At 39.5% G+C, this 26,052-nt stretch carries 29 protein-coding genes and 2 tRNA genes; 11 read left to right on the forward strand and 20 right to left on the reverse strand.

What is annotated here, in order from left to right; translation table 11 throughout:
- Positions 1 to 47: 47 nt before the first annotated feature.
- Positions 48 to 386 carry a tellurite resistance TerB family protein gene (locus MVE01_RS06515; RefSeq protein WP_472561368.1) on the reverse strand — a complete coding sequence of 113 codons (339 nt, stop codon included), beginning with the start codon at positions 384 to 386 and terminating at the stop codon, positions 48 to 50.
- Between the two features lie 63 nt (positions 387 to 449).
- On the reverse strand, positions 450 to 1,931 hold the full coding sequence (gene gpmI, locus MVE01_RS06520; protein WP_472561369.1) for a 2,3-bisphosphoglycerate-independent phosphoglycerate mutase: 1,482 nt from the start codon (positions 1,929 to 1,931) through the stop codon (positions 450 to 452).
- 76 nt (positions 1,932 to 2,007) lie between these two features.
- Here gpmI and mraY point away from each other — a divergent pair, with 76 nt between their 5' ends.
- The 8 genes from mraY to tilS all read left to right on the forward strand — a co-directional run bounded on the left by mraY (position 2,008) and on the right by tilS (position 9,283).
- Entirely contained in the window at positions 2,008 to 3,066 is a 1,059-nt protein-coding gene (gene mraY, locus MVE01_RS06525) for a phospho-N-acetylmuramoyl-pentapeptide-transferase (RefSeq protein ID WP_472561370.1), read from the forward strand.
- A 78-nt stretch (positions 3,067 to 3,144) separates the two neighbouring features.
- Positions 3,145 to 4,425, forward strand: coding sequence for a UDP-N-acetylmuramoyl-L-alanine--D-glutamate ligase (gene murD, locus MVE01_RS06530; protein ID WP_472561371.1), 1,281 nt, complete (start codon positions 3,145 to 3,147; stop codon positions 4,423 to 4,425).
- Positions 4,426 to 4,545: 120 nt separating this feature from the next.
- Positions 4,546 to 4,621, forward strand: a tRNA-Phe gene (locus tag MVE01_RS06535).
- Positions 4,622 to 4,897: 276 nt separating this feature from the next.
- Positions 4,898 to 6,160, forward strand: coding sequence for a hypothetical protein (locus MVE01_RS06540; RefSeq protein WP_472561372.1), 1,263 nt, complete (start codon positions 4,898 to 4,900; stop codon positions 6,158 to 6,160).
- A 169-nt stretch (positions 6,161 to 6,329) separates the two neighbouring features.
- On the forward strand, positions 6,330 to 6,566 hold the full coding sequence (locus tag MVE01_RS06545; RefSeq protein WP_472561373.1) for a hypothetical protein: 237 nt from the start codon (positions 6,330 to 6,332) through the stop codon (positions 6,564 to 6,566).
- Positions 6,563 to 6,847, forward strand: a complete 285-nt coding sequence (locus MVE01_RS06550) for a type II toxin-antitoxin system RelE/ParE family toxin (protein WP_472561374.1) — start codon at positions 6,563 to 6,565, stop codon at positions 6,845 to 6,847. The genes MVE01_RS06545 and MVE01_RS06550 overlap by 4 nt, the downstream gene beginning before the upstream one ends.
- Before the next feature lie 5 nt (positions 6,848 to 6,852).
- Entirely contained in the window at positions 6,853 to 8,172 is a 1,320-nt protein-coding gene (rimO, locus tag MVE01_RS06555) for a 30S ribosomal protein S12 methylthiotransferase RimO (RefSeq protein ID WP_472561375.1), read from the forward strand.
- Between the two features lie 145 nt (positions 8,173 to 8,317).
- Positions 8,318 to 9,283, forward strand: a complete 966-nt coding sequence (tilS, locus tag MVE01_RS06560; RefSeq protein WP_472561376.1) for a tRNA lysidine(34) synthetase TilS — start codon at positions 8,318 to 8,320, stop codon at positions 9,281 to 9,283.
- 111 nt (positions 9,284 to 9,394) lie between these two features.
- Here tilS and MVE01_RS06565 read toward each other — a convergent pair whose 3' ends face one another.
- From MVE01_RS06565 to MVE01_RS06580, 4 genes are read right to left on the reverse strand one after another with little or no spacing between them, the layout of a single operon-like run.
- The gene (locus MVE01_RS06565) at positions 9,395 to 10,234 is read right to left on the reverse strand and encodes a tyrosine-type recombinase/integrase (protein ID WP_472561377.1); all 840 of its coding nucleotides are present in this window, start codon (positions 10,232 to 10,234) and stop codon (positions 9,395 to 9,397) included.
- A 10-nt stretch (positions 10,235 to 10,244) separates the two neighbouring features.
- Positions 10,245 to 10,865, reverse strand: a complete 621-nt coding sequence (locus tag MVE01_RS06570) for a lysophospholipid acyltransferase family protein (protein WP_472561378.1) — start codon at positions 10,863 to 10,865, stop codon at positions 10,245 to 10,247.
- 7 nt (positions 10,866 to 10,872) lie between these two features.
- Positions 10,873 to 12,171: a tRNA (N6-isopentenyl adenosine(37)-C2)-methylthiotransferase MiaB gene (gene miaB / locus MVE01_RS06575; protein ID WP_472561379.1), complete on the reverse strand. Its 1,299-nt coding sequence runs from the start codon at positions 12,169 to 12,171 to the stop codon at positions 10,873 to 10,875.
- A gap of 15 nt (positions 12,172 to 12,186) precedes the next feature.
- A complete protein-coding gene (locus MVE01_RS06580) occupies positions 12,187 to 12,426 on the reverse strand; it encodes an HP0268 family nuclease (RefSeq protein WP_472561380.1) in 240 nt (79 codons plus the stop codon).
- A 185-nt stretch (positions 12,427 to 12,611) separates the two neighbouring features.
- On the opposite strand from MVE01_RS06580, the gene nusA reads away from it, so the two are divergent.
- Complete coding sequence (gene nusA, locus MVE01_RS06585) at positions 12,612 to 13,775, forward strand: transcription termination factor NusA (RefSeq protein ID WP_472561381.1); 1,164 nt, start codon at positions 12,612 to 12,614, stop codon at positions 13,773 to 13,775.
- A 30-nt stretch (positions 13,776 to 13,805) separates the two neighbouring features.
- On the opposite strand, the gene MVE01_RS06590 is transcribed toward nusA, so the two are convergent.
- From MVE01_RS06590 to gap, 3 genes are read right to left on the reverse strand one after another with little or no spacing between them, the layout of a single operon-like run.
- Positions 13,806 to 14,495 (reverse strand): triose-phosphate isomerase, encoded by a 690-nt coding sequence (locus MVE01_RS06590; protein WP_472561382.1) that lies wholly within the window; start codon positions 14,493 to 14,495, stop codon positions 13,806 to 13,808.
- A 21-nt stretch (positions 14,496 to 14,516) separates the two neighbouring features.
- On the reverse strand, positions 14,517 to 15,710 hold the full coding sequence (locus MVE01_RS06595; protein ID WP_472561383.1) for a phosphoglycerate kinase: 1,194 nt from the start codon (positions 15,708 to 15,710) through the stop codon (positions 14,517 to 14,519).
- A 15-nt stretch (positions 15,711 to 15,725) separates the two neighbouring features.
- Positions 15,726 to 16,724 (reverse strand): type I glyceraldehyde-3-phosphate dehydrogenase, encoded by a 999-nt coding sequence (gap, locus tag MVE01_RS06600; protein ID WP_472561384.1) that lies wholly within the window; start codon positions 16,722 to 16,724, stop codon positions 15,726 to 15,728.
- Between the two features lie 61 nt (positions 16,725 to 16,785).
- Between gap and nadD the strand changes: the two genes are divergently transcribed.
- Positions 16,786 to 17,706, forward strand: a complete 921-nt coding sequence (gene nadD / locus MVE01_RS06605) for a nicotinate (nicotinamide) nucleotide adenylyltransferase (protein ID WP_472561385.1) — start codon at positions 16,786 to 16,788, stop codon at positions 17,704 to 17,706.
- Here the strand turns inward: nadD and MVE01_RS06610 are convergent.
- From MVE01_RS06610 to MVE01_RS06655, 10 genes are all read right to left on the reverse strand, one after another.
- Complete coding sequence (locus tag MVE01_RS06610; protein WP_472561386.1) at positions 17,703 to 18,032, reverse strand: hypothetical protein; 330 nt, start codon at positions 18,030 to 18,032, stop codon at positions 17,703 to 17,705. The genes nadD and MVE01_RS06610 overlap by 4 nt on opposite strands.
- A 54-nt stretch (positions 18,033 to 18,086) precedes the next feature.
- Complete coding sequence (argS, locus tag MVE01_RS06615) at positions 18,087 to 19,784, reverse strand: arginine--tRNA ligase (RefSeq protein ID WP_472561387.1); 1,698 nt, start codon at positions 19,782 to 19,784, stop codon at positions 18,087 to 18,089.
- Positions 19,785 to 19,923: 139 nt separating this feature from the next.
- Entirely contained in the window at positions 19,924 to 20,145 is a 222-nt protein-coding gene (locus MVE01_RS06620) for a Sec-independent protein translocase subunit TatA/TatB (protein WP_472561388.1), read from the reverse strand.
- A gap of 78 nt (positions 20,146 to 20,223) precedes the next feature.
- On the reverse strand, positions 20,224 to 20,844 hold the full coding sequence (gmk, locus tag MVE01_RS06625) for a guanylate kinase (protein WP_472561389.1): 621 nt from the start codon (positions 20,842 to 20,844) through the stop codon (positions 20,224 to 20,226).
- Positions 20,845 to 21,633 (reverse strand): hypothetical protein, encoded by a 789-nt coding sequence (locus MVE01_RS06630; RefSeq protein WP_472561390.1) that lies wholly within the window; start codon positions 21,631 to 21,633, stop codon positions 20,845 to 20,847.
- A 261-nt stretch (positions 21,634 to 21,894) separates the two neighbouring features.
- Positions 21,895 to 21,971 (reverse strand) — tRNA-Arg (locus MVE01_RS06635).
- Positions 21,972 to 22,021: 50 nt separating this feature from the next.
- Positions 22,022 to 22,720, reverse strand: a complete 699-nt coding sequence (locus MVE01_RS06640) for a uracil-DNA glycosylase family protein (RefSeq protein ID WP_472561391.1) — start codon at positions 22,718 to 22,720, stop codon at positions 22,022 to 22,024.
- The gene (locus tag MVE01_RS06645; RefSeq protein ID WP_472561392.1) at positions 22,710 to 23,039 is read right to left on the reverse strand and encodes a sigma-70 family RNA polymerase sigma factor; all 330 of its coding nucleotides are present in this window, start codon (positions 23,037 to 23,039) and stop codon (positions 22,710 to 22,712) included. The genes MVE01_RS06640 and MVE01_RS06645 overlap by 11 nt, the downstream gene beginning before the upstream one ends.
- On the reverse strand, positions 23,040 to 23,930 hold the full coding sequence (gene mqnP / locus MVE01_RS06650) for a menaquinone biosynthesis prenyltransferase MqnP (RefSeq protein WP_472561393.1): 891 nt from the start codon (positions 23,928 to 23,930) through the stop codon (positions 23,040 to 23,042).
- 17 nt (positions 23,931 to 23,947) lie between these two features.
- Positions 23,948 to 24,505, reverse strand: coding sequence for a CDP-alcohol phosphatidyltransferase family protein (locus MVE01_RS06655; RefSeq protein ID WP_472561394.1), 558 nt, complete (start codon positions 24,503 to 24,505; stop codon positions 23,948 to 23,950).
- A 64-nt stretch (positions 24,506 to 24,569) separates the two neighbouring features.
- Here MVE01_RS06655 and miaA point away from each other — a divergent pair, with 64 nt between their 5' ends.
- Entirely contained in the window at positions 24,570 to 25,466 is an 897-nt protein-coding gene (gene miaA, locus MVE01_RS06660) for a tRNA (adenosine(37)-N6)-dimethylallyltransferase MiaA (RefSeq protein WP_472561395.1), read from the forward strand.
- A gap of 25 nt (positions 25,467 to 25,491) precedes the next feature.
- Here the strand turns inward: miaA and MVE01_RS06665 are convergent, their stop codons facing one another.
- Positions 25,492 to 25,890, reverse strand: a complete 399-nt coding sequence (locus MVE01_RS06665) for a proton-conducting transporter transmembrane domain-containing protein (RefSeq protein ID WP_472561396.1) — start codon at positions 25,888 to 25,890, stop codon at positions 25,492 to 25,494.
- Positions 25,891 to 26,052 lie beyond the last annotated feature (162 nt).

Consider the following 26,052-nt stretch of genomic DNA (forward strand, 5'->3'; position numbering starts at 1 on the left):
TACCCTTTAAAATATTTGGAGATATTGTAACACGTGAGAGATTAGAGCTAACACTCAAACAACTTATTCTTAATATCCTCAAAGATTTTATAATCATCCGGACTGATCTTATCAGAATAGATCATATGATTCAGCTGTTCCAAAAGATGAAATTTGGAGAGCCTGTCTTCACAAAGTGCCTGGTTAATAATAGCAACATGGTCGTCAAGATTATATTCTTTATTCATCATGGTATGAAGAAACTCTTTTGCTTCCTTTTCCGAACACTCAAAATTCTCTCCCATTATCTCACAAAAAAGCGGTGCTTCTTTCTCCACATCTCTATGGTCAACTTTAATGATATGAGCCAAAAGCGTGCCAACAGATTCTTTGATCTTTTTTTCCATAATTCTATCCTCCTCTAAAAAGGTTTAATTTTTATATTACTATGAAAAAGAGATTTAGTCAAATTATACGAGTGGTTCATCCATCTCTTCAGGGATTTCAACTCCCATCAACTTCAATACGGTAGGGGCAATATTATTCAATCCATAGCCTTCTTTGACCTTTTTTACACCCTCTGCTAGGACAAAACACCATACTTCACCTACTGTATGGTTGGTCAACACATGCCCCTGGGCATCACACATCTCTTCACAGTTTCCGTGATCTGAAGTCAATACTATATTGTACCTCTGCTCTTTTGCTTTTTCTATGATGAGACCCAATTCTTTGTCAACAGCACTCACTGCTTTACATGCTGCATCATAATTACCCGTATGCCCTACCATATCACCATTGGCAAAATTCACTACGATGAAATCATATGCCTCATCCATTGCCGTTCTTACTGCCTTACCTACCTGAGGCGCAGACATTTCAGGCTTCATATCATACGTCTTGACATCCGGACTTGGGATAAGCACACGACTCTCACCGATCATCGGCTCTTCTATCCCACCGTTAAAGAAAAATGTCACATGAGCATACTTCTCTGTTTCGGCCGTATGCAGTTGTCTTAATTTTGCCCTGGCGATCACCTCTGCCAGCGTATTTTTCGGTGCGACTTTAGGGAAAAGCACCGGGTAGGGGAAACTGGCATCATACTGTGTCATAGTAGCAATATGCAGGGGAATATAGGTTCGCTCAAACACGGAGAAATCTTTGTCACCCAAAGCGGTTGTGATCTCCCTGACCCTGTCTGAACGGAAATTCGTCATGATCACGGCATCCCCTTCCTTCATGCCGTCATACCCTTCAAATGCAACAGGTTCTATAAACTCATCTGTCTCATTCTTTGCATAACTCTCTTCTACATACGTTTTAGGATCCAAGGTTGTCGAAGGTTTGGCTTCTGCAATAGCCCTGTATCCCTTTTCTACTCTCTCCCAGCGATTGTCCCTGTCCATCGTGTAAAAACGTCCACCGATCGTTGCAATGCACACAGCTTCATCTGTGATCGCTTCTATCTGTTCTATGTAGGTTTTTGCAGAGGTCGGGCTGACATCTCTTCCATCTGTAATGAGATGTAAAAAGACTTTTTTTCCTCTGGCTTTTGCCAACTTTGCAAGCCCTATAGTATGTTCTATATGAGAATGCACCCCACCGTCACTAAGCAGTCCAACAAGATGTACCCGCCCACTTTTTGCCAAGGTATCATTTAAAACCCTGTTTGTTCCCATACTTCCATCTTTCAAAGCCAGCGATATCTTCACCAGATCCTGATACAGAATACGTCCGCTTCCTATGGTCATATGCCCTACTTCGGAGTTTCCCATCTGTCCTTCAGGTAATCCGACACTAAGTCCATGCGTAGCGATAAGTGCTTTGGGTGCAGTTTTCAAAAGTGTGTCATAGGTAGGCTTTTCGGCACCTTCAAAAGCATTACAGCTACCTTGAGGTTTATATCCTATACCGTCAGTAATGATTAAAATTGTTTTTTGCATATCCATATTTTTTTTCTTTTTCCTAATATTTATTGAAATAATAGTAAAATAAACTTGCTTAAACATAAAGGAAAAAGAATCTATGTTGTATCAACTCTCCCAATTTTTAGATATTAATCTATTTGGATATATCTCTGTACGCGCAGGGTTTTCCTTTTTTATTGCATTTATATTCACCCTGCTGATCATGCCGAAATATCTGGCATGGGCGATCTCAAAAAAAGCCAATCAACCTATCAGCAAATATGTTCCTGCTCATGAAGGGAAGCGTCATACTCCTACTATGGGAGGTGCTGTCTTTTTGGTAAGTACCATGATTGCTGCGCTACTGACTGTTGATCTTTCCAACATCTATATCTGGGGAGGGCTCATCACCCTGCTTGGTTTCGGACTTGTCGGATTTCAGGATGATCTGGGGAAGATCATCTCGGGAGACAATCTTGAAGGGCTGACTCCCCGCGGCAAGATGGGACTTCTAGCTGTTATTGCAGCTATTGTTGCAGGACTTCTGCTTTATGCCGGTTTCCCTACAGAATTCTATGTCCCTTTCCTTAAAACACCGCTCTTTGATATGGGTTACTTTGCTGTTCCTTTCTGGGTACTCGTCTTTTTGGCTACTACCAATGCTGTAAACCTCACAGACGGACTTGATGGACTGGCAACCGTTCCCTCAGTTATAGCCCTTTTCTCTTTAGGTGCCATCATCTATGTAACAGGGCATGCTATTTTCAGCCAGTATCTTCTTGTCCCCAATATTAAAGGAGTAGGTGAAATGACGGTACTGGCTACAGCACTGGCAGGAGGGTTGCTTGGCTTCCTCTGGTACAACTGCTATCCTGCAGAAGTCTTCATGGGTGATACAGGAAGCCTTGCCATCGGCGGTTTTCTGGCATACCTTGCTATTTTGGGTAAAAGTGAAGTCCTTCTTATTCTCATAGGAATCATTTTTGTCATTGAGACCGTCTCGGTTATTTTGCAGGTAGGAAGTTTTAAACTCCGTGAAAAACGCATCTTCCGTATGGCACCCATCCACCACCACTACGAACTCAAAGGCTGGGCAGAGAATAAGATCATCGTACGTTTCTGGATGATCGCCTTTATAGCAAATATACTAGCCTTAATCAGCTTTAAATTCAGATAAATGTAGGGTGTTGTGCCCTCACAACACCCCTTTTAAATTATTGTGTTGTGAGAACACAGCACATTGCAAAGGATTCATATGAACAAACCCACATTATTCGGATATGGATTAACAACAAAGGCGATCGCCAAAAAACTCGGAGGCGGCTGCACTTTTTTTGATGACAGATGTGAAAAAACCTATACGGATGAAAACAATAATACCATCAAACCTTCCAGTGAATTTAACCCTGATGAAAGTACTCTTGAAATCACAACACCAAGCCTGCCACCGAAACACACTCTTATTCAAAAAGCAAAAAATCTTTTAAGTGAATATGACTACTTTTTAGGCAGTGTGTTGTGCCCTCACAACACCAAAAATATAATACACCATACGCAATCGGTGTTGTCCTCTGACAACACCCTACAAAAAAAACCATTTACAGTTTGGATCTCCGGAACCAACGGTAAAACCACCACTACCCAGATGCTCACACACCTTCTTGAAAAAAGAGGGGCTGTAAACGGAGGGAACATTGGTACACCTTTGGCTGACTTAGATGAAAATGCACCTATCTGGGTACTGGAAACAAGTTCCTTTACCTTGCATCATACCCATAGTGCTTCACCGAATATCTATCTTTTATTGCCTATTACACCCGATCATCTGGACTGGCACGGTACACCAGAACAGTATGAAGCAGACAAGCTTAAACCACTTCTTACTATGAAGGAAGGAGAACTGGCACTCGTACCCAAAGGCTTGAACCTTCCCAAAACCCATGCCTATGTAGTAGAGTATGACAACAATGATTTTTTATGTGATTATTTTAAGATGGATGCATCAAAGCTCAACTACAAAGGTGCTTTTTTGCAGGATGCCCTGCTCTCTCTTGCTATTACAAAAGTACTTTTCGATGAGACAGACTATGCGCTGCTCAATACCTTTCAAAGAGATGCCCATAGGCAGGAAGAGTTCAGCGATGCCAAAGGTCGCCTCTGGGTCAATGACTCCAAAGCGACCAATCTGGATGCTACGATCCAGGCTATAAAAGGCTATGCCCACAGACATATTCATCTCATTCTCGGAGGTGATGATAAAGGGGTGGATCTTACACCGCTTTTTAAGGAAATGAAAGGGCTCCTCCTTACACTATATACTATAGGAGCAAATAACGACAAGCTTTTACAACTTGCCAAAATCTACAAGATAGAGGCTGTAGAAGCAAAAAACATAGAAACTGCTGTCAAGCAGATAGATGCCGCTCTCTCTTTAAAAAGTGTGGGTTTACTCTCCCCGGCAGCTGCCAGTTTTGACCAGTTCAACTCCTACAAACATAGAGGAGAGACTTTTATAGACTTGGTAAAAAGCCTGTAAATAATAATTTTTTGCAAAAAATCATACAAAAATTTTTAATTTTTAATTTTTAATTGTTAATTCTTAAGCTTTAGCCGTTATAATTCTATCCACTAAAACAGATAATTTGTTTTAAGTCACGGCTCCATAGCTCAGTTGGTAGAGCAAAGGATTGAAAATCCTTGTGTCGGCGGTTCGATTCCGTCTGGCGCCACCATTCTTTACAACTTTATATAAAAATCCGGAAAATCCCTTAAATAGTTAACAAAAAATTTAAAACTTTGTTTACTTTTCTTAAAAAATACTCTTTTTTTACACTAAAAACACTGTTTTATGTTATTTAATATAAATTTAAGTATCCCCTAAATACCGTATTTTCGGGCTGTCTGGCTCAATTTATTAATATTTCGTTAACTTTTCGTTTATTTTATTGACTTTTAGTAAATTTATGTGTTATAATTCTTTTGTATTCAAAAAAATCAAGGAGATTACAATGAAAAAAACATTATTACTTTCAGTAGTAGCGTCAACAATGATTATGGCTGGTGGAGATATTGCTCCAGTTGAGCCAGTAGTAGAGACTCCAGTAGTTGCAGAAGCATCTGGTTGGGATTTCTCAGGACAAGCGGTAGTATATTACCAAACAAGAGACAATGCTGTAAACGATCTTTTTGATCAAGAAGCTTCAGCAGCAGATGCTGGTCTTCAGTTAAGAGCAGTAAACAAAGATGTATTTGCAGGTATTGGTGCAGGATTTGAAGTAAACGGACTTTCTACACTTAACCTTGAGAACTCTGTAGTTTCTAACGTACCACAAGGTGTTGGTAAACCAGGTGATATTGATGATATGACTGATGGTGGTTGGATTTCTCAAGCATACCTAACTTACGGATTTGGTAACACAAGCTTTAAACTAGGTCGTCAAGAACTTCCAAAAGCTCTTTCTCCATTTGCTTTCTCTGAAGGTTGGAATGTATTTAAAAATACTTTTGATGCAGCCTTGGTTGTAAATACAGACCTTCCTGATACTACAATTGTATACGCATATGTATATGGTGGTAACCACAATGGTTTTGGTGCAGGAAACGACCTTTCTGACTTCAATAAATTTAATGATCATGATGGTATACATATGCTAACTGTTCAAAACAAATCTATTGAAGGTTTGACATTGACAGGTTCTTACTACTATGCTCCTAATCTTGATCAGGCAAATGGTAATGATGCACACATTCTATGGGGTGATGCAAAATATGCTATCTCTGATTATGCGGTTGCTCTTCAAGGCGGATATATCTTCGGTGATGCTGTAGATAACCATGAAACAACTTCATTCGGTGCAAAAGTAGGTGGAAACTTCGGTATGTTCGATGCTTCATTGGCTTACTCTTATGTAGGTGACGAAGATATGGCAGCAACTGTTACAAACTTCGGTGGTGTAAAAACTCCACTTTATACACAAATGATCCTTAACCAAGGTGTCATCGAAAATGACTCTCAGTACATTAAAGTAGCTGCAGGCGCTAAAGCACTTGGTGGTAAATTTGGTGTTGCATATGGTCAAAGACTTGCTGCAGACAATAATACACTTGATGATCACAATCCATATGAGTTAGATGTGACTTATAAAACTAAAGTATTCAACGACTCTACAACACTATTCGCTGGTTATGTCTTAACAGATGCTGACGATAATGCTGTAAACAACGGTGATTCTCAAAATATGATCCGTGTATGGGGTAGATATAACTTCTAAGAATTCTCTTAAAAGTTTTCTCAAACACTTTAGAGTCCAGACTTCGGTCTGGCTCTAGCTTCTTTTCTTTTTACAATCATTTTACATTTTTTCAACATACTCACCTATAAACTCTTTCTTAATTTATGTTATAATATTACCGCACTAAGTAAATACATAAAGGGAACCTATGCAACTTACCATTGATGTAGATAAACACTTTATAGAAAATCTCAAAAAAGAATTTCACACAACAAACATTAAAGATGCCCTATCGCAACTGCTTGATTTCTATAAACAAAAAAATAAAAATCTGGACAGAGAAATAGAAAACAGAATAGATGCATATAAAAATGGCTCCTTGGAAGTTAATACATTTCATGATGGTCTGAATGAAATAAGAGAAAATATATTAAAACAAAAATGATTTTAATAAAATCTGTAAGATTCAAAGAAGAACTCCAATCTATAGTACTCTTTATCGCTCATGATAACCCAAATAGAGCTTTAGATTTTTTTGATACTCTTATCTCTAAAATAGAGAATATTCCACTCAATCCCTATAGTCACAGAAAAAGAGACGCATCAAAAGATATTTATACCAGAGAATTAATATTTAAAGGCTATACCATACCTTACTATATTGATACAGAAAAAAATAAAATAATCATACTTGGTATTTTTAACCAAAATGAATGGGAAAACTAAAAACTATGCAAAAAAAATTACACCTTGTCAGCCTCGGCTGCACCAAAAACCTTGTTGACTCCGAAGTGATGCTCGGACGCCTTAAAGCGTATGAGATCACCGATGACAACACACAGGCCGATGTAATCATCGTCAATACCTGCGGGTTCATTGATGCCGCCAAAGAGGAGAGTATCAACACGGTACTTAACCTGCATGAAGAACGTAAAAAGAACTCTGTTCTGGTGATGGCAGGGTGTCTGTCCGAGCGATATAAAGAAGATCTTCAAAAAGAACTTCCTGAAATCGACATCTTTACAGGCGTGGGCGATTATGAGAAGATTGATGCTCTCATCGCCTCTAAACAGAGTACCTTTTCGCCTGAAGTCTACCTCGCAACTGAAACAAGCGGCAGAGTCATTACAGGTTCAAACTACCATGCCTATATCAAGATTGCAGAAGGGTGCAACCAGAGCTGCTCTTTCTGTGCGATTCCAAGCTTTAAGGGAAAACTGCATTCACGTTCTCTTTCTTCCATTGTCAAAGAAGTAGATATGTTGGTCAAGGAGGGTTTTTATGACTTCTCTTTCATCTCTCAGGACAGTTCAAGCTATGGAAGAGATATGGGACTTCAGGATGGCTTGATCGACCTCATTAAAGCTATAGAAGCTATAGAGGGTGTCAAAAGTGCCAGAATCTTGTACCTTTACCCCAGTACGACCACATTTGCACTCATCGATACCATTGCGGACTCAAACATTTTCCAAACCTACTATGATATGCCCATCCAGCACATCGATGATACCGTGCTTAAAACCATGAAACGCGGCTTTGGAGAAGCAAAAACCATTGAGCTGCTTGAACATATGAAAAGCAAACCCAATGCCTTTTTACGTACCTCTGTCATTGCAGGACATCCCGGAGAATCAGAGGAGAGTTTTGAAAAACTCTGCTCTTTCATGGAAGAGTTCGGCTTTGACCGTTTCAATACTTTCCACTACTCCAACGAAGAGACCACCACTGCTTACGAAATGGAGCAGATCTCCCAGGAGATCATTAACCAAAGAGCAGACATATTAGGAGCTATAGCCGATAAGAGTACACAAAAGTCTTTAGAAAATATGCTAGGCAAAACAGTTACATTGGTAATAGACGGCGAAAGTGATGAACACGAATACCTACTAAGTGCCAGACCACTAAACTGGGCAGTTGATATAGATGGAGAGATACTTGTAAATGATACTTCAGACTTACCTGTAGAATATGGTAAGATATATGAAGCAAAAATTACAGAGCTAGTAGGCACCCAACTTTTAGCAACCCTACTAAAACAATGCATGCGATAGCACATCCATCAATCACGCTTGCGTGCCCTGTCTCTCCGAACGACCTTGAAAGCAAAGCGATTCGAGAGGAGAGACGATTTTTTGCTTCGTTTTTTCTAAAAAAATGAAGAGAGAAACAACGCCTCAATTGAAGAGAAAGGGAATCTTGCTAAACATAAATACAGCCCATTTAAAAAATAAAAAAAACCTATTAGCATTCTCAGCAGGAGTAGACTCCTCAGCACTCTTCTTCCTACTTATAGAAAACAACATCAAATTCGACATCGCCATTGTTGACTATGGCATCAGAGAAGAGAGTAAAAAAGAAGTAGCACATGCCAAAGCACTGGCAAAAGAACATGAACTCTTTTGTCATACCATTCAAGCACCTAAGTTTGATACGCACTTTGAAAGCAAAGCACGAAAGTTCCGTTATGAGTTCTTTGAATCACTCATCAAAGAACATACTTATGATACACTGATCACCGCACATCAGTTCAATGACCAGCTCGAATGGTTTCTCATGCGCCTGACCAAAGGGGCGGGAGTTTCTGAACTTATAGGGCTGGAACCTGTCACGCAAAGAGAAGGTTATATCTTGATACGCCCGCTTCTTGAATACAGCAAAGATGAACTGCTTGATTATCTGAAAGAGAACGATCACCCCTATTTCATCGATGAAAGCAACAGTGATGAAAAGTATGAGAGGAACAAGTTCAGACAACAATTCTCTGACCCTCTTATAAAGGCATATAAAGAAGGAATCAGACGCAGTTTTGAGTACCTGAGAAAAGACAAAAAGGAACTTGAGAAAGGTTTTGAACTTATTCATACTGAAAAAAAATTGCGTATTATCAAATTGTACAATCCAAAAACAAAAACAAAAGCGACAGACATCGCACTCAAAAATTCAGGATACCTCCTCTCAGCATCTCAACGTAAAGAGATAGAAAATGAGAATAGCCTTGTCATAGGTGGAGAGTGGGCAGTGGAATTAGAAAATGATCTGCTTTATATTGCACCCTATGTCACTGCCGATATGCCAAAACCGTTTAAAGAGCAATGCAGAATAAAAAAAATTCCCTCGAAAATCAGACCCTACCTATTTAAAGAGAATATAGATATTTTGTAGGTCGGGGTACCCTTACCCAGACAGTACAAACCCCATAAACCAATAAAGCTTTTTCTTTATGCATATTATTGTCGGGGTGGGGCATCCCGACCTACAGCAATTCCTCGTTGCTCACTCCTCACTAACTAGAGGGTGCGCTTTCATATACTCCTGCATCTTCTTCGCACTCCCAAGCTTGGTATAGACCTGTGTGGTTGCCATAGTTGCATGTCCCAAAAGTTCGCTTACATCCGCAATGCGTGCCCCGTTGTTAAGCAGGTGGGTAGCAAACGAGTGACGTAACTGGTGGGGGGTGACCTTGATGCCTGAAGCTTTAAAGAGTTTCGTGATCTTGTAACGTAGCTGTGCAGCATTCATCGGGCTGTTGCCTTTCTCAAACAGATACTTTTTAGGCATATACTGCTTTTTATAAAGCGTGATCAAACTTTGCAACTCTTCTAAAAGCGGCAATTCCCGTACTTTGTTCCCTTTACCATGGATCTGGACCCATTCTTCTTTAATATCTGTAAGTTTCAGTCCACTTAACTCAGAGATACGCAGACCTAACCCATAGAGCACTGAAATAAGCAATTTTTCCTCTAAATTTGCCTTGTCTAGTACTTCTACTATGTAAGCCTCCTCTATAGGCTTAGGGAGGCTCTGGGGCACTTTAATCGATTCATCTGCTATCAGTTTGACCGGCATTAGACACTGATCTTCCAAATACTTTACAAAAGAGCGTACTGCAGAGAGTTTTTTAACAATCGTCTTTTTACTGTTTTTGACAATAGCAAAGCGAAAAGGAGTAATATCCAACACCCACTCTCCCTCTTCTTTATAGAAGTTGCTCACTTCTACCATCTGACGCAAGGCAACTTCATAGGTTTCAACCGTAGCTTCGGAATATCCACGTACGTCAAAAAGATACTCAAGAAAATCTTCACTATATCTTTCTAATTCCTCACTCCTCACTCCTCACTCCTCACTCAATAGTGTGTTCCAGCATCTTTTCCAGCAGGTATGCTCGAGCCTCATCAAGTGCCATGCCTTCAAGAGAAATACTCTGTATATAAAAATCCACTTTTGTAAAAGGTTTGGGGATGACAAATCTGTCCCAACTCTTTAACTGCCAATAATCCTCAGCTTTAAAGTTCATGATGAAAATAGGAAGCTTGCTCTTCAGTGCGATGCCTATGGCTCCGTCACTCATAGAGTGTCTTGGCCCCTTGGGTCCGTCAGGGGTGATAAGTACTTCTTCTCCACGTTTAATACTTTTAAAAGCTTGCATCAACACTTGTTTTGCCCCCTTTCGGGAAGAACCTCTAAGCGGTCTAATATGTAATAAATTTAGTGTACCAGCAATGAGAGAACCGTCAAAATGAGAAGAAATGATCGCTGAAGCAGGATGTTTTTTATGAATTTTCCTATATGCTTGTGGACTCATGAAAAGTTCACCGTGCCAACAGACACAGACATGCTGTGCTTCGTCTATAGGTGTAATAAAATGAAATTTTCTGGACGTAGTAAACCAGACGATACGCATGAACACATAAACGATGGGCGGAACAACCCTCTGTGCTATTTGCTGTAAAAAGTGCTTCATTCTTTACCTAAACAAGCACACCGTCGAGTGCTCCTCTGGAAGTTTTAATGATCTTCACATCCAAGATCTTTCCAAGCAATTCTTCACTTCCTTTAACAAACACCAGTTTCCCGTCATCAGAACGTCCGGAGATCCTTCCTTCTGATTTGAGTTCATCAAAATAGACCGAATGTATTTTCCCCAACTGGGCATCCATGATCTCATCAAGTATTTGGGTATGTCGTGCCTGCAGTCTTGTCAGACGTTCTCCCGAGAGGGCATTGTCGATTTGGTTTTTAAATTCGGCTGCTTCCGTATGCGGGCGTGCAGAATATTTAAAAGAGAACATTTGTTCAAAACGTACCTTTTCAAGAACATCCATCGTATCTTCAAAATCTGCATCACTCTCACCGGGGAAACCGACAATGACATCAGTAGAGATGGTTGCTTCAGGACAAAGCGTACGTATTTTTTCACAACGGTTTAAAAAATTCTCTTTGGTATACCCACGTTTCATTGCTTTTAGCAGTGAGGTGGAGCCGCTTTGCAGCGGCACATGTATCTGCTTGCATATTTTAGGGTTGGAAGCAAATTCCTGAATGAATGCATCATCCATATGCAAAGGATGCGGAGATTGAAACCTGATACGCTCCAATCCCTCAATGGCTGAGACTTTACGCAAAAGCTGCGTAAAATCACACTGCTCTTCCAAGGATCCAAAACGTCTTCCGTAGTTATTTACATTCTGCCCAAGGAGCATCACCTCTTTGGCACCGGAAACGACTGCTTTTGTAATTTCCTGTACTAAAAGATCACTGGGAATGGAAATCTCTTCACCCCGTGTAGTGGGAACAATACAAAAGGTACAGGATTTGTCACATCCCATAGAGATGTTGACCATGGCTTTAAAAGGGTTGCTTCTGTAGTCACCAAAAGAGTACATACTTTCATCAAAATCCGTATCTACTTCAACTGCATGTTTCCTGTCAACCACTTCTGTGATCTTGGAGACATTCCTGGCACCCAGTACAAAATCAACCGAAGGAGCTCTTTTAATGATATCTTTTCCCAAATGACTTGCGGTACATCCGCAGACACCTATCTTCGCACCCTCTTTTTTATATTTGTTAAATACGCCTATCTCAGAAAAAAGTTTTGCTACAGGCTTCTCCCGTACAGAGCAGGTATTGATAATGATAAGATCGGCTTCGGAAAGTTCTTGGGTAAGTTCGTAAGGTTCTTTTTGGTTCAACTCTGCGATCATATGCTCGCTGTCGCGAACATTCATCGCGCAACCGAGTGTTTCTATAAATAATTTTTTAGGCAATTAATTCTCTTTGCTTTAGGCAATAATATGTACTTCATAGATATATTCATTATCATCCAATCCATACTTCACTTCGCGCATGTAAACAGAATAGCCCTTTTCTTCAAAATGTTCAATAAGTTCTTTCAACTCTTTATGTGAGTTATCCTTATCAAAATAAAATATAGATCTGTTTGCTAGTTCATCTTCCAATTTTTTCAACTCTATTGTTTTTGGCTTCGCTTTAAGTGTTGTTCTAGCAAGTTTTAGTTTCATCTATATTCCTTTGATTTCTATTCAATAATTGATCTGATTATACTTTATTTTCAGTAAAGGTTTGATTAGCTATAATGCTAATCTTCAAAAACACCACCTCATAGATGTACTTAATACTGTTTTGTTACCTCTTGTAGCGGGTATGATTGAATTTTTATCAAAAAGATTTATTAAGGGAAAAATAGATGGAAAAAATATTAGACATTATAGAAGCTATTGCACATGAAAAAAACATCTCTAAAGAGCATGCGTTGGATGCTTTCAAAGAAGCTTTGATCAATACGGCAAAAAAACTTACAACATTTACAAGCAATTTTGAAGTACTGATCGACAACGATACAAAAACATATTCTGTCAATAAAGTGATCACTGTTGTTGCTGATAATGATGAACAGCTTTTTGTTGAAGTAGGCAAAGAGGATCATAAAGAGAAAATACCTTCCGATGCATTCATACCTCTTTCTGAAGCAAAAGAGTTTGACGATTCACTTGAGCTCGGTGACCAACTTAAAGAAGAATTTGTGCTTGAAGATCATGGACGTACCGCTTCTGCAAACCTCTTTAGGGAGCTTGAATACCATATCCAAAGACGAATAGAACAGGATCTTTTTGAAAAATACAGAGAAAAAGTAGGTTCTGTTATGTTGGGTACTGTTAATCGTGTAGATGCTGATGACAATACCCATGTAGAGATCGGCGAGCTTAAAGGTATTTTAACGCTTAGAAACCGTATCAAAGGGGAGAAATTTAAACGTGGTGACACTATTAGAGCACTACTGCGTTATGTCAGTGTTGATCCACAATACGGTCTTTTTCTTGAACTTACGCGCACTTCTCCTAAATTTCTTGAAGCACTGATGGCAAATGAAGTACCTGAAATTGAAGATGGTGTCGTTGAAATTATCGGTGCTGCAAGGATCCCCGGTGAAAGAGCAAAAATTGCCCTTAAGACAGAGCAAATGAATGTTGATCCTATCGGTGCAGCCGTCGGTGTAAAAGGTGTACGTATCAATGCTGTAAGCCAAGAGCTTAACGGTGAAAATATCGACTGTATCGAGTACTCACCTATCCCTGAAGTTTTCATTACCAGAGCACTAAGCCCTGCGATCACACAAAGTATTAAAGTAGATGCGGAGGAGAAAAAAGCAGTCATTAACATTACCGGTGACCAAAAAGCGAAAGCTATTGGTAGAAGCGGTATCAATATCCGCCTTGCATCTATGCTGACAGGTTACACCATAGAACTTAATGAAGTAGAAGGTGTGACAGAAAGACAAACTGAAACTTCAGAAAGTGGAGAAATGGAGAAAACAAAAGATACAACTGCATTGGCTGATCTGTTTAAATAACATACAGGTCGGGATGGTAGCAACTCGACCTTACAGTATCATCTGAGAAAAACTCTCTGCATTCAGTGATGCACTCCCCACTAAAACCCCATCTACCCCGGCGATACTCGCAATTTCCTTAATATTGGCAGGTTTAGCAGAGCCGCCATAAAGTAATGGTTTACTATTGATAACTTTTTTAAGAGCACGATGCGTAGTAGATATCTCCTCAACTGTAGCACTTCTTCCTGTACCTATCGCCCAAATAGGCTCATATGCCACAATAAGATTTTCATAATGAATATCTATCCCATTAAACTGTGCTAAAAGATATTTCATCACCGCTTCAAAACCTTTTTCACGAATCTCTAAAGGTTCACCGATGCAGTAGATGATCTCAAATCCCTGCTCTTGAAAAAAAGCAAATTTGACTGCTACTTTTTCCTGTGTCTCTGCCATATATTCACGTCTTTCACTATGACCGATAAGGATGGTTTTTATATCAAACTCATCTAACTGCTCCAAGCCTATCTCACCGGTATATGCACCATTATATGCCGGATAGGCATTTTGCACACCTATCGTGAAATCACCCTTATACCTATCCAATGCTGTGGAAGGAGGGAAAATATATACCTTATCATCAGGCTTTTTTACAGATAATTTTTCATTTAATGCTTTTATATACGCATATGTACTTTTTCTGGTATGGTTTGTTTTAAAGTTGGCGGCATATATCATTTTATATCCTTTCAGAAGCTGCTATTTTTCCAATGCTTCAAGACCAGGGAGCTTGATACCTTCAATCAATTTCAGACTCGCACCTCCACCTGTACTGACAAATGTCATCTCATCCACGTCTCCTGCTCTTTGGGCAACATCAGCAGTATCTCCACCGCCTACAATAGTCGTTGCATGCGTCTCGGCAATATGGTGTGACATCATGATGCTTCCTTTGGAAAATTTGTCCATTTCATACACACCCATAGGACCGTTCCAGATGATCGTCTGTGCATCATTAAGGACTTCTCGGAAAAGTCTTGAACTTGCAGGTCCCGTGTCAAGTCCCATCCAATCTTTAGGGATCTCTTGTGACGGAAGATATTTCACTGCCGTATTTTCAGAAAATTCCGGTGCAACAACAAAATCAACAGGCAGATAGAACTTCACCCCCAGATCATGCGCTTTTTCCATAATATCTCTTGCTTCATCTATAAGATCATCTTCAACCAGAGATTTACCTATTTCATAACCTTGGGCTTTGAGGAATGTAAATGCCATACCTCCGCCGATGATCACTTTGTCTACTTTATTGAGAAGATTTGTCAATGCCTGTAATTTTCCTGAGACTTTGGAACCCCCAACTACAGCAATAAACGGTCTAATAGGGTTTTCAAGTACTTTTCCAAAAAAGTTCACCTCTTTGCTCATCAGAAAACCTGCTGCTTTATGCTCTTTATCGAACTGTTCAGCTATAGCATAGATCGAGGCATGCTTTCTGTGGCATGCCCCAAATGCATCATTGACATAGATATCGGCAAAAGAAGCCAATTCTTTTGCAAAAGCTTCATCATTGCTTGTCTCTCCTGCTTCAAAACGCAAATTCTCCAGTAAAAGTACATCTCCCGCTTGCATTTTTGCTGCCTTTGCCTTTGCATCAGGTCCAACCACATCTTCTGCCATAAAAAGGTTATTTTTGATCTTTAAAAGTGTTTGAAGTCTTTTGGCAACAGGTTTTAAAGAGTACTTTTCTTCATATTTTCCAGGCTCCGGTCTTTCATAATGTGATGCAAGAATGACCTTGCAGTCCCTGTCGATACAATAACGGATCGTAGGCAATGCCGCACGGATACGTCTGTCATCAGTAATATTACCAAACTCATCTTTAGGAACATTAAAGTCACATCTTATAAATACTCTTTTACCGTCAATATCAATATCTTTGAGTGTTTTCATTTTTACTGCTATCCCCTACTGTTTTTTACTGACAAAAACTGCCATATCTACCAAACGACAGGAGTAACCCCACTCATTGTCATACCAGGAAAGTACTTTTACCATATTCCCCCCGATCACCTGAATAGTATCTAACGGAACTACTGTACTCTGCTCTTCACCTACGAAATCCTGAGAAACCCTATATTCTTCATCTACACCTAAAATACCTTTATGTGAGCCTTCACTCGCACGTTTGAATGCTGCTTTTACTTCATCAAGTGTGGTATCTTTAACCAGCGTGACTGTAAGGTCTACCATAGAAACATCCGGTGTCGGTACCCTGATCGCCTGGCCATTGAGTTTGCCTTCAAGTGAAGGCATTACTTTTGAAATAGCTTTTGCTGCACCTGTAGTTGTCGGTACAAGGTTAACTGCTCCTGAACGCCCTTTTCTCGGATCTTTTTTATGCTTTGCATCCAGGATAGGCTGAGATGCGGTATAAGAGTGGATCGTGGTCATCAGTCCTTTTTCTATACCGAAATTCTCATCAAGTACTTTGGCTATCGGTGCTAAACCATTAGTGGTGCAACTGGCATTGGAGACCACTGCTTCACCTGCATATTCGCCCTCATTTGCCCCAAGAACAAAGGTGGCTGTGTCATCTTTAGCAGGGGCAGAAAATACAACTTTTTTAATACCGTTTTCAAGGTAAGGCTGTACACTCTCCTTGGTTAAGAATGCTCCTGTACACTCCAAAACGATCTCTGCTCCAGCAGAAGCAAAATCTATCTTATCCAGATCACGTTCAGCAAATTTTTTGGCTTTTTCGTTACCAATGTGCAAATAGCCGTTCACAACACTTACATCATTTCGTTTTCCATGTACCGAGTCATACTTAAGGTTATATTCAAGCATCTCATCCGATCCGCTCGCATTTACTGCCACAAGTTCAATGTCATCTCTATCTGCAATGATACGTGCCACACATCTGCCGATTCTTCCAAGTCCGTTGATCGCTACTTTTACAGCCATAGTTTGCCCTTAGTCATATTATGTTAGAATTGCATAATTTTACAGTAAATGAGGTTAGCATTTGGTTAATCAGTCCAAGCCTACAGCAGCAATCTTCGGCGGAAGTTTTGACCCTCCACACAGAGGACATCAAAACATTGTTGAAATAGCTATAAAGAATTTGGATATTGACACACTGCTTATTGTACCGGCCTACTTAAACCCTTTTAAAACATCTTCACTGGCAGATGCAAAACAACGCCTAAAGTGGTGTCACACTCTTTTCGATGACATTCCTGATGTTATGGTGGATGATTATGAGATAAAAGAGGGCAAAAGTACAACAACTTCACAATCTGTAAAATATTTCAACAGAGTATTTGATGTCAAATATCTCATTATAGGTTCTGACAATCTGTCAACATTGACAAAATGGCATGAATTCAAGTGGCTCAACAGTCATATTGTTTGGGTGATCGTCACCAGAAAAGGTCACCCCGTCAAAACCAATATGCTTAGAGCGTGGAAAATATTGGAGCTTGATGTTCCGGTAACTTCAACCGATATACGAGAATTAAAAGATCTGACCTATGTTGACAAAAAAATAAAAAAATCTGTAAAGAAAACAGTTAAAGGACAACCATCAATGACCACTGAAGAGAGAATTGAGAGTATTGTAAAAATACTTGATGAGAAAAAAGCTGAAGAGATAGAAGTATTTAATCTGGATGATGCAGACTACATTGCCGACCGTGTCGTCATAGCAAATTCACTGAACTTAAAACATACACAGGCACTTTTTGATCATCTTAAAGAGGGATTAAAACCACAGGGAGAGATATTTCTTCATTCAGATGTAAGTGATGAGTGGATCGTTGCTGATCTTGGAGATATACTTATCCATATTATGATACCTGAATATAGACAGCGATATTCACTGGAAACATTTTTAAGTGAGCTTGTTGAAAATCAACAGAAAAACAAAGAAGCAAAAAACCTCTAACCCAGGATCCCATGCCTGGATCCGTCGAGAAACTCTAAAAGTAAAAAAAGTCCTATCGTTACTATGGGAGAGAAAATGATCCACCAGAAATACTTCTCTTTCATTAGATAGTACATCAATCCACCCCATGCCAATATGAGTAAAATAATATGTGCCATGAAAAGTGGAATAATGGGTCGTGTCACATTCCCTACTACAGCCAGTGAGATGATCATCCCGAATGTTGCTAAAGCAATAAAGAGTTTTTTGATATTTTTATTTCTGCTATATTGAAAGAAAATAATTCCAAAAGTAGCAAGTATCGCTAAAATCATAAGTGCTTTCACAGAACTACCCCTAATTTCTAATTTCTAATTTCTAATTTCTAATTTCTAATTTTATCACAGTCTGTCTACAACTTCAATTCCAAGTATATCAAGCCCTTGCTTAATAGTTTTGGCTGTTAGGTCAGCTAGTTGCAGACGGCTCATTTTTGTCTTTTCATCCACACCCTCTTTCAAAATAGGGTTATGCTCGTAAAAACGCATAAAGAGTGTTGCCAAATCATAAAGATAGGCTGTGATCTGGTTTGGTGTAGCATTGTCAGCTGCACTCTCCAGCATATCTTCAAAACGCAGAAGCATTACGCTCAGGCGATGTTCCAATGCATCACCTATGACAATATCTCCCTTGATCTCTCCATTGAACTTTCTAAAAATACTCTGTATTCTTGCATAGGCATACTGCATATAGAGTGATGTATTACCATCAAATGAGAGCATCTTATCCCAATTAAAAATATAGTTCGATTCACGGTTGATGGCAAGATCAGCATATTTGACTGCACCGATCCCGATGATCTTCGCAAGTGCTTCTACCTCTTCTTTACTGTAGCCCTCTTTGTCTTTTATGGCACCTTTTGCCTTGACAACAGCTTCATCTAGCAAGTCAATAAGCTTTACAGTACCTCCATCACGTGTTTTGAATGGTTTACCGTTTTTATCCATCATCGTACCAAATGCAATATGCTCCAACTTGACATCTTCAGGTACAAAACCGGACTCTTTTGCCACTTTAAATACCTGTTTAAAATGTCCTCCCTGTCTTGCGTCGACTACGTAAGCAATACGTTTTGCCTCCAATACATTAGCTCTATAACGAAGTGCTGCAAGGTCGGTAGTCGCATAGAGGTAACCGCCGTCACCTTTTTGAACGATTACAGGGATCTCTTCACCTTCAAGAAAAATACATTGTGCGCCATCACTTTTGGTAAGCATGTTTTTTTCAAGCAGTTCTTCTATGACTTCCGGAAGATCTTTGTTGTAAAAGCTTTCTGCCTTAACATCATCCCGTGTCAACTTGACACAAAGTTTGTCATAGACATCTTCACAGTGTCTTAATGAAATATCGATAAATTTCTGCCAAAGTTTCAGACAGTGTTCATCCCCGCTTTGTATCTTGACAACATACTCTCTGGCTTTATCTGCAAAAGCCTCATCGGCATCAAAACGTTCTTTGGCATCTTTATAGAACTGTTCCAGATCTTTCAGGCTTCCAGAACCGTCTTCATCTGTCTCTTCGAGATAAGCGATCAACATACCAAACTGTGTGCCCCAGTCACCAATATGGTTTTGGCGTATCACCTCATCTCCTAAAAACGTAAGAAGATTTGCCAATGTATCGCCGATGATCGTTGAACGCAAATGTCCCACATGCATTTGTTTTGCCATATTAGGTCCGGAGTAATCTACGACTACTTTAATAGGATTCTCTCTCTTGCTTACACCTAATCTTTCATCATGCAATGCTGATTGCACTTGCTGAGCTATCCACAAAGGGTTGATCCAGAGATTAAGAAACCCAGGTCCTGCGATCTGGGCCTTGACAACTATACCTGAGAAATCAAGATTCTCCATGATCATCTCTGCAATCTGACGCGGATTTTTACCTAAACGCTTTGCCAATGCCATGGCTCCGTTGAACTGATAGTCACCAAATTCCGGTTTCGTTGCTTCAGTAACAGACATAGGTTCATGCTCTATACCGGCTTTTACAAAAGCATTCTTAATAACATCATTGATTTGTGATTTTAATTTCATAGATTTTCCGTAATATTTTTCTCGTTCCCATGCTCTGTGTGGGACTGCATATACAGTATTTGTGAGTAGGAGGGAGTCTTTAGCATTTACAGCTTAAATATCTATTCCCGTCGAAGATGACAGGAACATATTTTGAAAACTAAGCGTCTTCACTCTTTTTGGCTTCGACCTTTGTTTCCGTTTCTTCTTTTGAAGCGATCTCTTTGGTCTCTTCTTCTGTTTCTTCTTCTTTCATGGCACCTTTGAACTCTTTTATCCCTTTTCCCATACCTTTGGCAAGTTCAGGGATCTTCTTAGCTCCAAAAAGTAATACAACGATCGCTAATACGATCAATAGTTCCGGCATACTTGGCATACCCATAATTCATCCTTTACTTACATCCCAAACGGATATAATTTTAAAATTTTAATAATTATACTTAAAAATGTTTAACCCAACCTAACCCAGCCACGTTTGAATAAATTTCTCTTCCTCTTCTTTGCTTTGTTTGAGTCTTGCAGCTTTAGCTACGATCACAAATTCTCTAGCTGAAACTTCTACAGTATCATTAATGATCGTAAAATCATATTCTCCCAACGCGTTTATCTCATTTTTGGCATTTTCAATGCGATTGACGATCACGGATTCATCATCTGTGCGTCTTGCACGCAGCCTTTGCTCCAACTCTTTTAACGTAGGCGGTGTAATGAATGCTGACGTGGTAATATCGTTCATTTTGGCACGTACAAGCCTGTGCCCCTGTACATCAATGTCAAAGATGACCAGTTTACCCTCATTCAGTGCCTCTCTTACAGGTTTGAGAGAGGTACCGTAATAATTACCGTGTACTTCAGCATACTCCAAAAAATTTCCTGCTTTTATATCCTCTTCAAAACTCTCTTTGGTCACAAAAAAATAATCTACACCGTTTTGCTCTCCTACTCGTGGTGCACGTGTGGTTGTTGAAATAGAAAAATAGTATTCCCCTATCTCTGAGGAAGCGGCATTGATAATAGTACTTTTACCTGCACCGCTTGGACCTGAAAGTACTAAAATAGCTCCTTTATGTCTGCTCTGCATCTACTTTTTGCCCTTAAAATCAATTTTAATGGTCACCTCTGCACCTTTGAGAAGCTTTTTTATCTTCTTGACCTTCATACCTTCTACAGCTGAGAGAAGCGCTTTTTCAAAATTAAAGGTCTCTTCTTTATTTTTTTTAGACTTGTTTTTCTTTTTCTTTTTGGGAGCTTTGCTACTGAGTGCTTCTACATACTCCTCTTCTGAAACGATTTCCAGACCGTCTGCTTCAAGCTGCTGCTTGATCATTTCTACCTTGCGAGCCTCTATCTCCTCTTCATCGAGTGCTTCCACACTCGGCACTTCATCCTCTTCTTCCATCTCCAAAAGCGCTTTGATCTTCTCTATCTCACTACTGTCCAGTACATTAGTATCATTCACTCTCTCAATATCATCTACATGCTCTTGGGCTGTTTCCTTTTCGGAAGCAAGAGGAAAAATAGAAGGTACATCCACTGCTTTCTCCACACTCTCACGCTCATCCATACCTTTGAGTACCGCACGTATCTGAGAAGGCAAGAAAGGCTTTTTGATCACCTCATCAAAAAATTCTGATATCTCTTCATTTGCCTCAGTACCGGACAAAAAGACTTTTTTACGTATCATAAGGTTCTCAAGCACTCTTTTTGTATCTTCATTATAAGATCTGTCATCCACAAAAACAATGGCATATCTGTCAAGTGTCACATCATTCACACTTTTCACCTCTTCAAAAACAGTATCTTCTTCACGCATACAAAGAGAAATAAGCCGAGAGACCACAGGGTTGGAATTTATGAGTAAAATATTCATGGCAGAATGCTCCAAAAAGTAATAATACGATTATAGTATAGATTTGGTTAGGGGTTGTTTTTACATAAAAATCTCTTTTTCTTGATCATATTCAGATTTTGCGTCTTCTTTGCGAGGTATACATCAGGTACATTGAGTAAAAATGAATGAAAATAATAAGTGCTTCTCTTTAGTCAAGTGCAATTTTTACGTGCTTTGAGTGAGGCATACATCAAGTATGTCGATCGAAAACGTGTAAAAGTGTGATTGAATAAAAAAAAGTGGTACACTCTACAGGATTCGAACCTGTGACCTTCGGTACCGCAAACCGATGCTCTATCCAGCTGAGCTAAGAGTGCACTGTTTTGTAGATGCGATATTTGGTGAGCGAATTGTATCGAAAAAACCTTTATTTTTCAAGTAGTTTCATTGAGCCGAAAAGCTCCAAGGCTTTTTCGTTGCGGATAAAGCTGTGGTTATAGGGATGTTCTATCTCTATAGATTCAAATATTTCAAGGGAAAACTGTTTTTTAAGTGCTTTGGCATGGGTACCGAACAAGATGAGTTTTGGTGTATCCTTTTGCAGTTGTTCCAAAAGTGTCTGCATAAAAGGTTTCCATGCTTTGATATGTCTGGATGAACTCTTTTTATCGGTAAATATGAGTGCTGTATTAAGAAGCAGGACACCATTCTTTTCAAAATTTAAACGCAATGCCTCTATGGAGTCAATAAGCGGTGTTTTGTCTACTTGAGCAATGCCCTCCTGGGAAAGGTCTTCTTTAAGATCGCCTCTTGCCACAAGAGCCATTTTGACAAAGTTACGCAGACTGGTAGCACGGTTGACCTCCTTGCTTAGTCCTGTAGCTGAAAAAAGTCTCTGTACCTTTTCATCAATAAAGGCATATCCTCCTGCACTATCAGGACGCGGATAGGGGTCTTGTCCAAAAAGAATATATTTTACTTTTTGTCTGGGGAGTGTTTTAAATGCATTCAGATAACTCTCTTTTGATGGGAAATAGCCGTTATCTTCTTCCAAAAAGGCACGATATGTATGATCCAAGCTCTCATACGCCTTTGAAAGTACTGCCTTCCAACTGTTATGAGGCACTTTTCTGCTCTTTTTTAATTTTGTCAAATTTAATGATAAGTTCTATTTTATTAAGAGGAATACCAAGTTTTTCAGAAATACTCTCTCTGCTCTCTCCTGCTTCAACCAATCCCATTACCTCTTCCTGTGACGAGAGGTTCTCTATAACATCTTTAACGCTCACGCGTGAAGCTTCAAGATTGGAGATGGTGGTATCTTTAATCGCCAGTACTTCTTTGAGTATTTTGATCTGATCTGCCAGTTTTCTGTTATTGTTATACAGATAAAGCAAAATAACCGCCAAAATAAAAACCAGTACCAAAATAATAGTGTATTCCATCTAACTCACCTCTATAATAATTAAAAACAAAAAGACAAAGCCAAGATATCCGTTAACCGTAAAAAAAGCTCTGTCTATTTTTGTAAAGTCTTTGTTGACAAGGTAGTGTTCATACCCCAACATCCCTGCTGCAAATACCACAGCAATCCATGCCCATATTCCCAAATCTGCACTAGCAACAAACAAGGTCCAAAACCCTACAGCCAACAGATGAAACACTCTGGCAATATACATTGTCTTGAGTGCACCAAAACGTGAAGGGACAGAGTGAAGGTTATGTGCCTGGTCAAATGCTATATCCTGCAAAGAATAAAGCAGATCAAACCCTGCTACCCAAAACATGACCCCTATGGCAAGATAGACAGACCAGGCAGTGATCTCTCCGCTAACTGCCACAACCCCGGCTATGGGAGCCAGACCAAGACTAATGCCCAATATTAGATGTGCCGCAGCAGAGAAACGTTTAAAAAGCGTATAGGCACCCAAGACCATAAGGATAGGCACTGCCAATTTAAACGCCAAATCATTGACAAAATAGGCAACTACTATGAATAGCATTGCATTGACAACGATGAACCCAAGCATCTGTACATCACTTACTCTACCATCTACTGAGGGTCTTCCTTTTGTACGGGGGTTAAGTTTGTCAATATCTCTGTCAAGATAGCGGTTGACACCCATGGCAAAGTTACGTGCACTTACAGCTGCCAAGGTACCAAGAAACAAAAGTTTCCAGCCAAACCAGCCTGAACCACTGTTCAAATAGGAAGCTACCAACATTGCTATAAAGATGAACGGCAATGAAAATACTGAATGTTTAAACATTACAAGCTCAGCGAAGTCATTCAACTTCTCAATAAAACCTTTTTTCTTTAACTGCTCACTGCTCACTGCTCACTGCTCACTTTCTATGGATGCGGAATTTTAAGTTTAGAGTTCATAGACCATGCAATAATAACTACCAAAAGGGTGATCACTGCTACAGAAGTAATAATACTATTACTAAAAAGCAGATAGAGAACCCACAATAAAATAGCGCCAAGGGGTGTAGGTACACCTTCAAAATACTTGGCAACTTCTCCTGCATCTACTTTGAGGTTAAACTCTATCAGTCTTCTCAGACCTGCAATAATATAGGCAATGAACACCAAACCAACGATCAACTCTTCCATACTGCTTGTCATACCGCTTTTAAGTGCATAAAAGAGTAGAAAAGGAGGCATCACAACAAAGGAAAGAAAGTCGGCAAAACTGTCCAGCTGTATACCGTACTCAGTAGAAAGATTATATTTACGTGCCAGTTTTCCATCAATAATATCACAGGCACCTGCCATCCATGCCAGAATAATGGCTGTAAAAAAATCACCTTTTACGATGAAGTAGATCGCCACTACACCCAATGCTACATTTAAGTATGTTACTAAATTTGCTATATTAAAACGGTTATGCTTGTCAAATAAATTCATATCGTATTTTACACTCTTCGTACTTAACCCTTAACACTTAGCAGTAACTTGTTATGATTGCACTATGGAAGAGATCAAACAATTGGCACTTATCGGTTCTACAGCATCAGGGAAAAGTTCCCTTGCAATAAAAACTGCTCAACAGATAAATGCACATATACTCTCGTTGGATTCACTCTCTATTTACAAAGAGATTGATATTGTTTCAGCAAAGCCGACAATAGGAGAGAGAGATGGGATAGTACACTTTGGAATAGATGTCATTTCTCCGAATGAATCGTTTGATGTGACTACATTCATTGCACTCTATCTTGATGTCTATCGAAAGTGTCAAAAAGAGCACAAGAATCTCGTCATTGTCGGAGGTACGAGTTTTTATCTTAAAATGCTTTTAGAGGGGGTCAGCACACTACCGACTATCAGTAAAGAAACACAAAAAAAGACAAAAGCACATTTGTTTGACCTCCAAGAAACCTACCAATGGCTCTATGGTCTTGATCCCCTCTATATGTCGAATATAGAGAGCAGTGATATGTACCGCATAGAGAAAGTACTAAATATCTATTTGGAGACAGGGAAAACAGCAACAGAATATTTTAAAATTTATCCTCCCAAGCCCATAATCTCTACTCCTCTTCCTATTTATCAGATAGAGTGGCAAAGAGATCTTTTACGTCAGCGTATCGCACAACGTACCAAAATCATGCTCAAGTATGGATTGATAGATGAAATCTGTATGCTGGAAAAAAAATATACACGAGCACCAAACTGCATGAAAGCTATAGGGATCAAAGAGACTTTGGCATATCTCGACGGTATCTACTCCAAAGAGATAATGACAGAGAAGATCACTACCAATACCGCACGTCTTGCTAAAAGACAAAGAACATTTAATAACTCTCAGTTTAACAATGTTATAAAAGGAAGTGTAGAAACATTGGAGAAACTATTACTTAAGTAGGCAACAGTCACCTGCTGCCTTTATTTTAGTATCCGCTTGCGCTGATCATATAGTAAAGATAAGAGACGAGTGGCTGCACATAGAATATTGCTCCTATAGTCGCTACTGTTGCTAAACCAATGACTGCCATCAGCGGCTTGGAAAGGTTATAGTAAACCGTATCTACATCTTTTACAGGATCTTTTAGGAACATATAAACGATCAACTTCAAATAGTAATATGCTGCAATCGCTGAGTTAAGACCCATAACAATCGCCAACCAAATATACCCTGAATTCACCGCTGCCTGCATTACATAAATTTTACCCCAAAATACTGAGAATGGAGGAACACCTGCTAGAGAGAGCATAAAGAGTCCCATGATCACTGCACCTATAGGCATGATATGGATGAATCCTGCGATAGTATCCTTAAAAGTTCGCAATTTCAAACTCCTTCAATTTATTAAGCTACACTTTGCAGCAACTCTTCACGCTTAACCATCACCAGTTCCAGCTTTTGTGGTTGAATATAGCTTCTTTCTACCTCCCATTCCTCAGTATATTCCATCAGATAAGATGTCAGCAGTCGCAGATAAGCATCTCTA

The sequence above is a fragment of the Sulfurovum sp. genome (assembly GCA_026990595.1).
Taxonomy (GTDB): Bacteria; Campylobacterota; Campylobacteria; order Campylobacterales; family Sulfurovaceae; genus Sulfurovum.

Bases quoted from the DNA above. Each gene is read 5' to 3' on its own strand.
- MVE01_RS06655 (WP_472561394.1), bottom strand. From the start codon at position 24,505: ATGAATTTATTTGACAAGCATAACCGTTTTAATATAGCAAATTTAGTA.
- MVE01_RS06590 (WP_472561382.1), bottom strand. From the start codon at position 14,495: ATGATATATGCCGCCAACTTTAAAACAAACCATACCAGAAAAAGTACA.
- MVE01_RS06620 (WP_472561388.1), bottom strand. From the start codon at position 20,145: ATGGGTATGCCAAGTATGCCGGAACTATTGATCGTATTAGCGATCGTT.
- MVE01_RS06645 (WP_472561392.1), bottom strand. From the start codon at position 23,039: ATGGAATACACTATTATTTTGGTACTGGTTTTTATTTTGGCGGTTATT.
- MVE01_RS06545 (WP_472561373.1), top strand. From the start codon at position 6,330: ATGCAACTTACCATTGATGTAGATAAACACTTTATAGAAAATCTCAAA.
- rimO (WP_472561375.1), top strand. From the start codon at position 6,853: ATGCAAAAAAAATTACACCTTGTCAGCCTCGGCTGCACCAAAAACCTT.
- murD (WP_472561371.1), top strand. From the start codon at position 3,145: ATGAACAAACCCACATTATTCGGATATGGATTAACAACAAAGGCGATC.
- gap (WP_472561384.1), bottom strand. From the start codon at position 16,724: ATGGCTGTAAAAGTAGCGATCAACGGACTTGGAAGAATCGGCAGATGT.
- MVE01_RS06570 (WP_472561378.1), bottom strand. From the start codon at position 10,865: ATGAAGCACTTTTTACAGCAAATAGCACAGAGGGTTGTTCCGCCCATC.
- MVE01_RS06550 (WP_472561374.1), top strand. From the start codon at position 6,563: ATGATTTTAATAAAATCTGTAAGATTCAAAGAAGAACTCCAATCTATA.
- gpmI (WP_472561369.1), bottom strand. From the start codon at position 1,931: ATGGATATGCAAAAAACAATTTTAATCATTACTGACGGTATAGGATAT.
- MVE01_RS06515 (WP_472561368.1), bottom strand. From the start codon at position 386: ATGGAAAAAAAGATCAAAGAATCTGTTGGCACGCTTTTGGCTCATATC.
- miaA (WP_472561395.1), top strand. From the start codon at position 24,570: ATGGAAGAGATCAAACAATTGGCACTTATCGGTTCTACAGCATCAGGG.
- nusA (WP_472561381.1), top strand. From the start codon at position 12,612: ATGGAAAAAATATTAGACATTATAGAAGCTATTGCACATGAAAAAAAC.
- mraY (WP_472561370.1), top strand. From the start codon at position 2,008: ATGTTGTATCAACTCTCCCAATTTTTAGATATTAATCTATTTGGATAT.
- MVE01_RS06595 (WP_472561383.1), bottom strand. From the start codon at position 15,710: ATGAAAACACTCAAAGATATTGATATTGACGGTAAAAGAGTATTTATA.
- argS (WP_472561387.1), bottom strand. From the start codon at position 19,784: ATGAAATTAAAATCACAAATCAATGATGTTATTAAGAATGCTTTTGTA.
- MVE01_RS06630 (WP_472561390.1), bottom strand. From the start codon at position 21,633: ATGAATATTTTACTCATAAATTCCAACCCTGTGGTCTCTCGGCTTATT.
- MVE01_RS06540 (WP_472561372.1), top strand. From the start codon at position 4,898: ATGAAAAAAACATTATTACTTTCAGTAGTAGCGTCAACAATGATTATG.
- MVE01_RS06580 (WP_472561380.1), bottom strand. From the start codon at position 12,426: ATGAAACTAAAACTTGCTAGAACAACACTTAAAGCGAAGCCAAAAACA.
- gmk (WP_472561389.1), bottom strand. From the start codon at position 20,844: ATGCAGAGCAGACATAAAGGAGCTATTTTAGTACTTTCAGGTCCAAGC.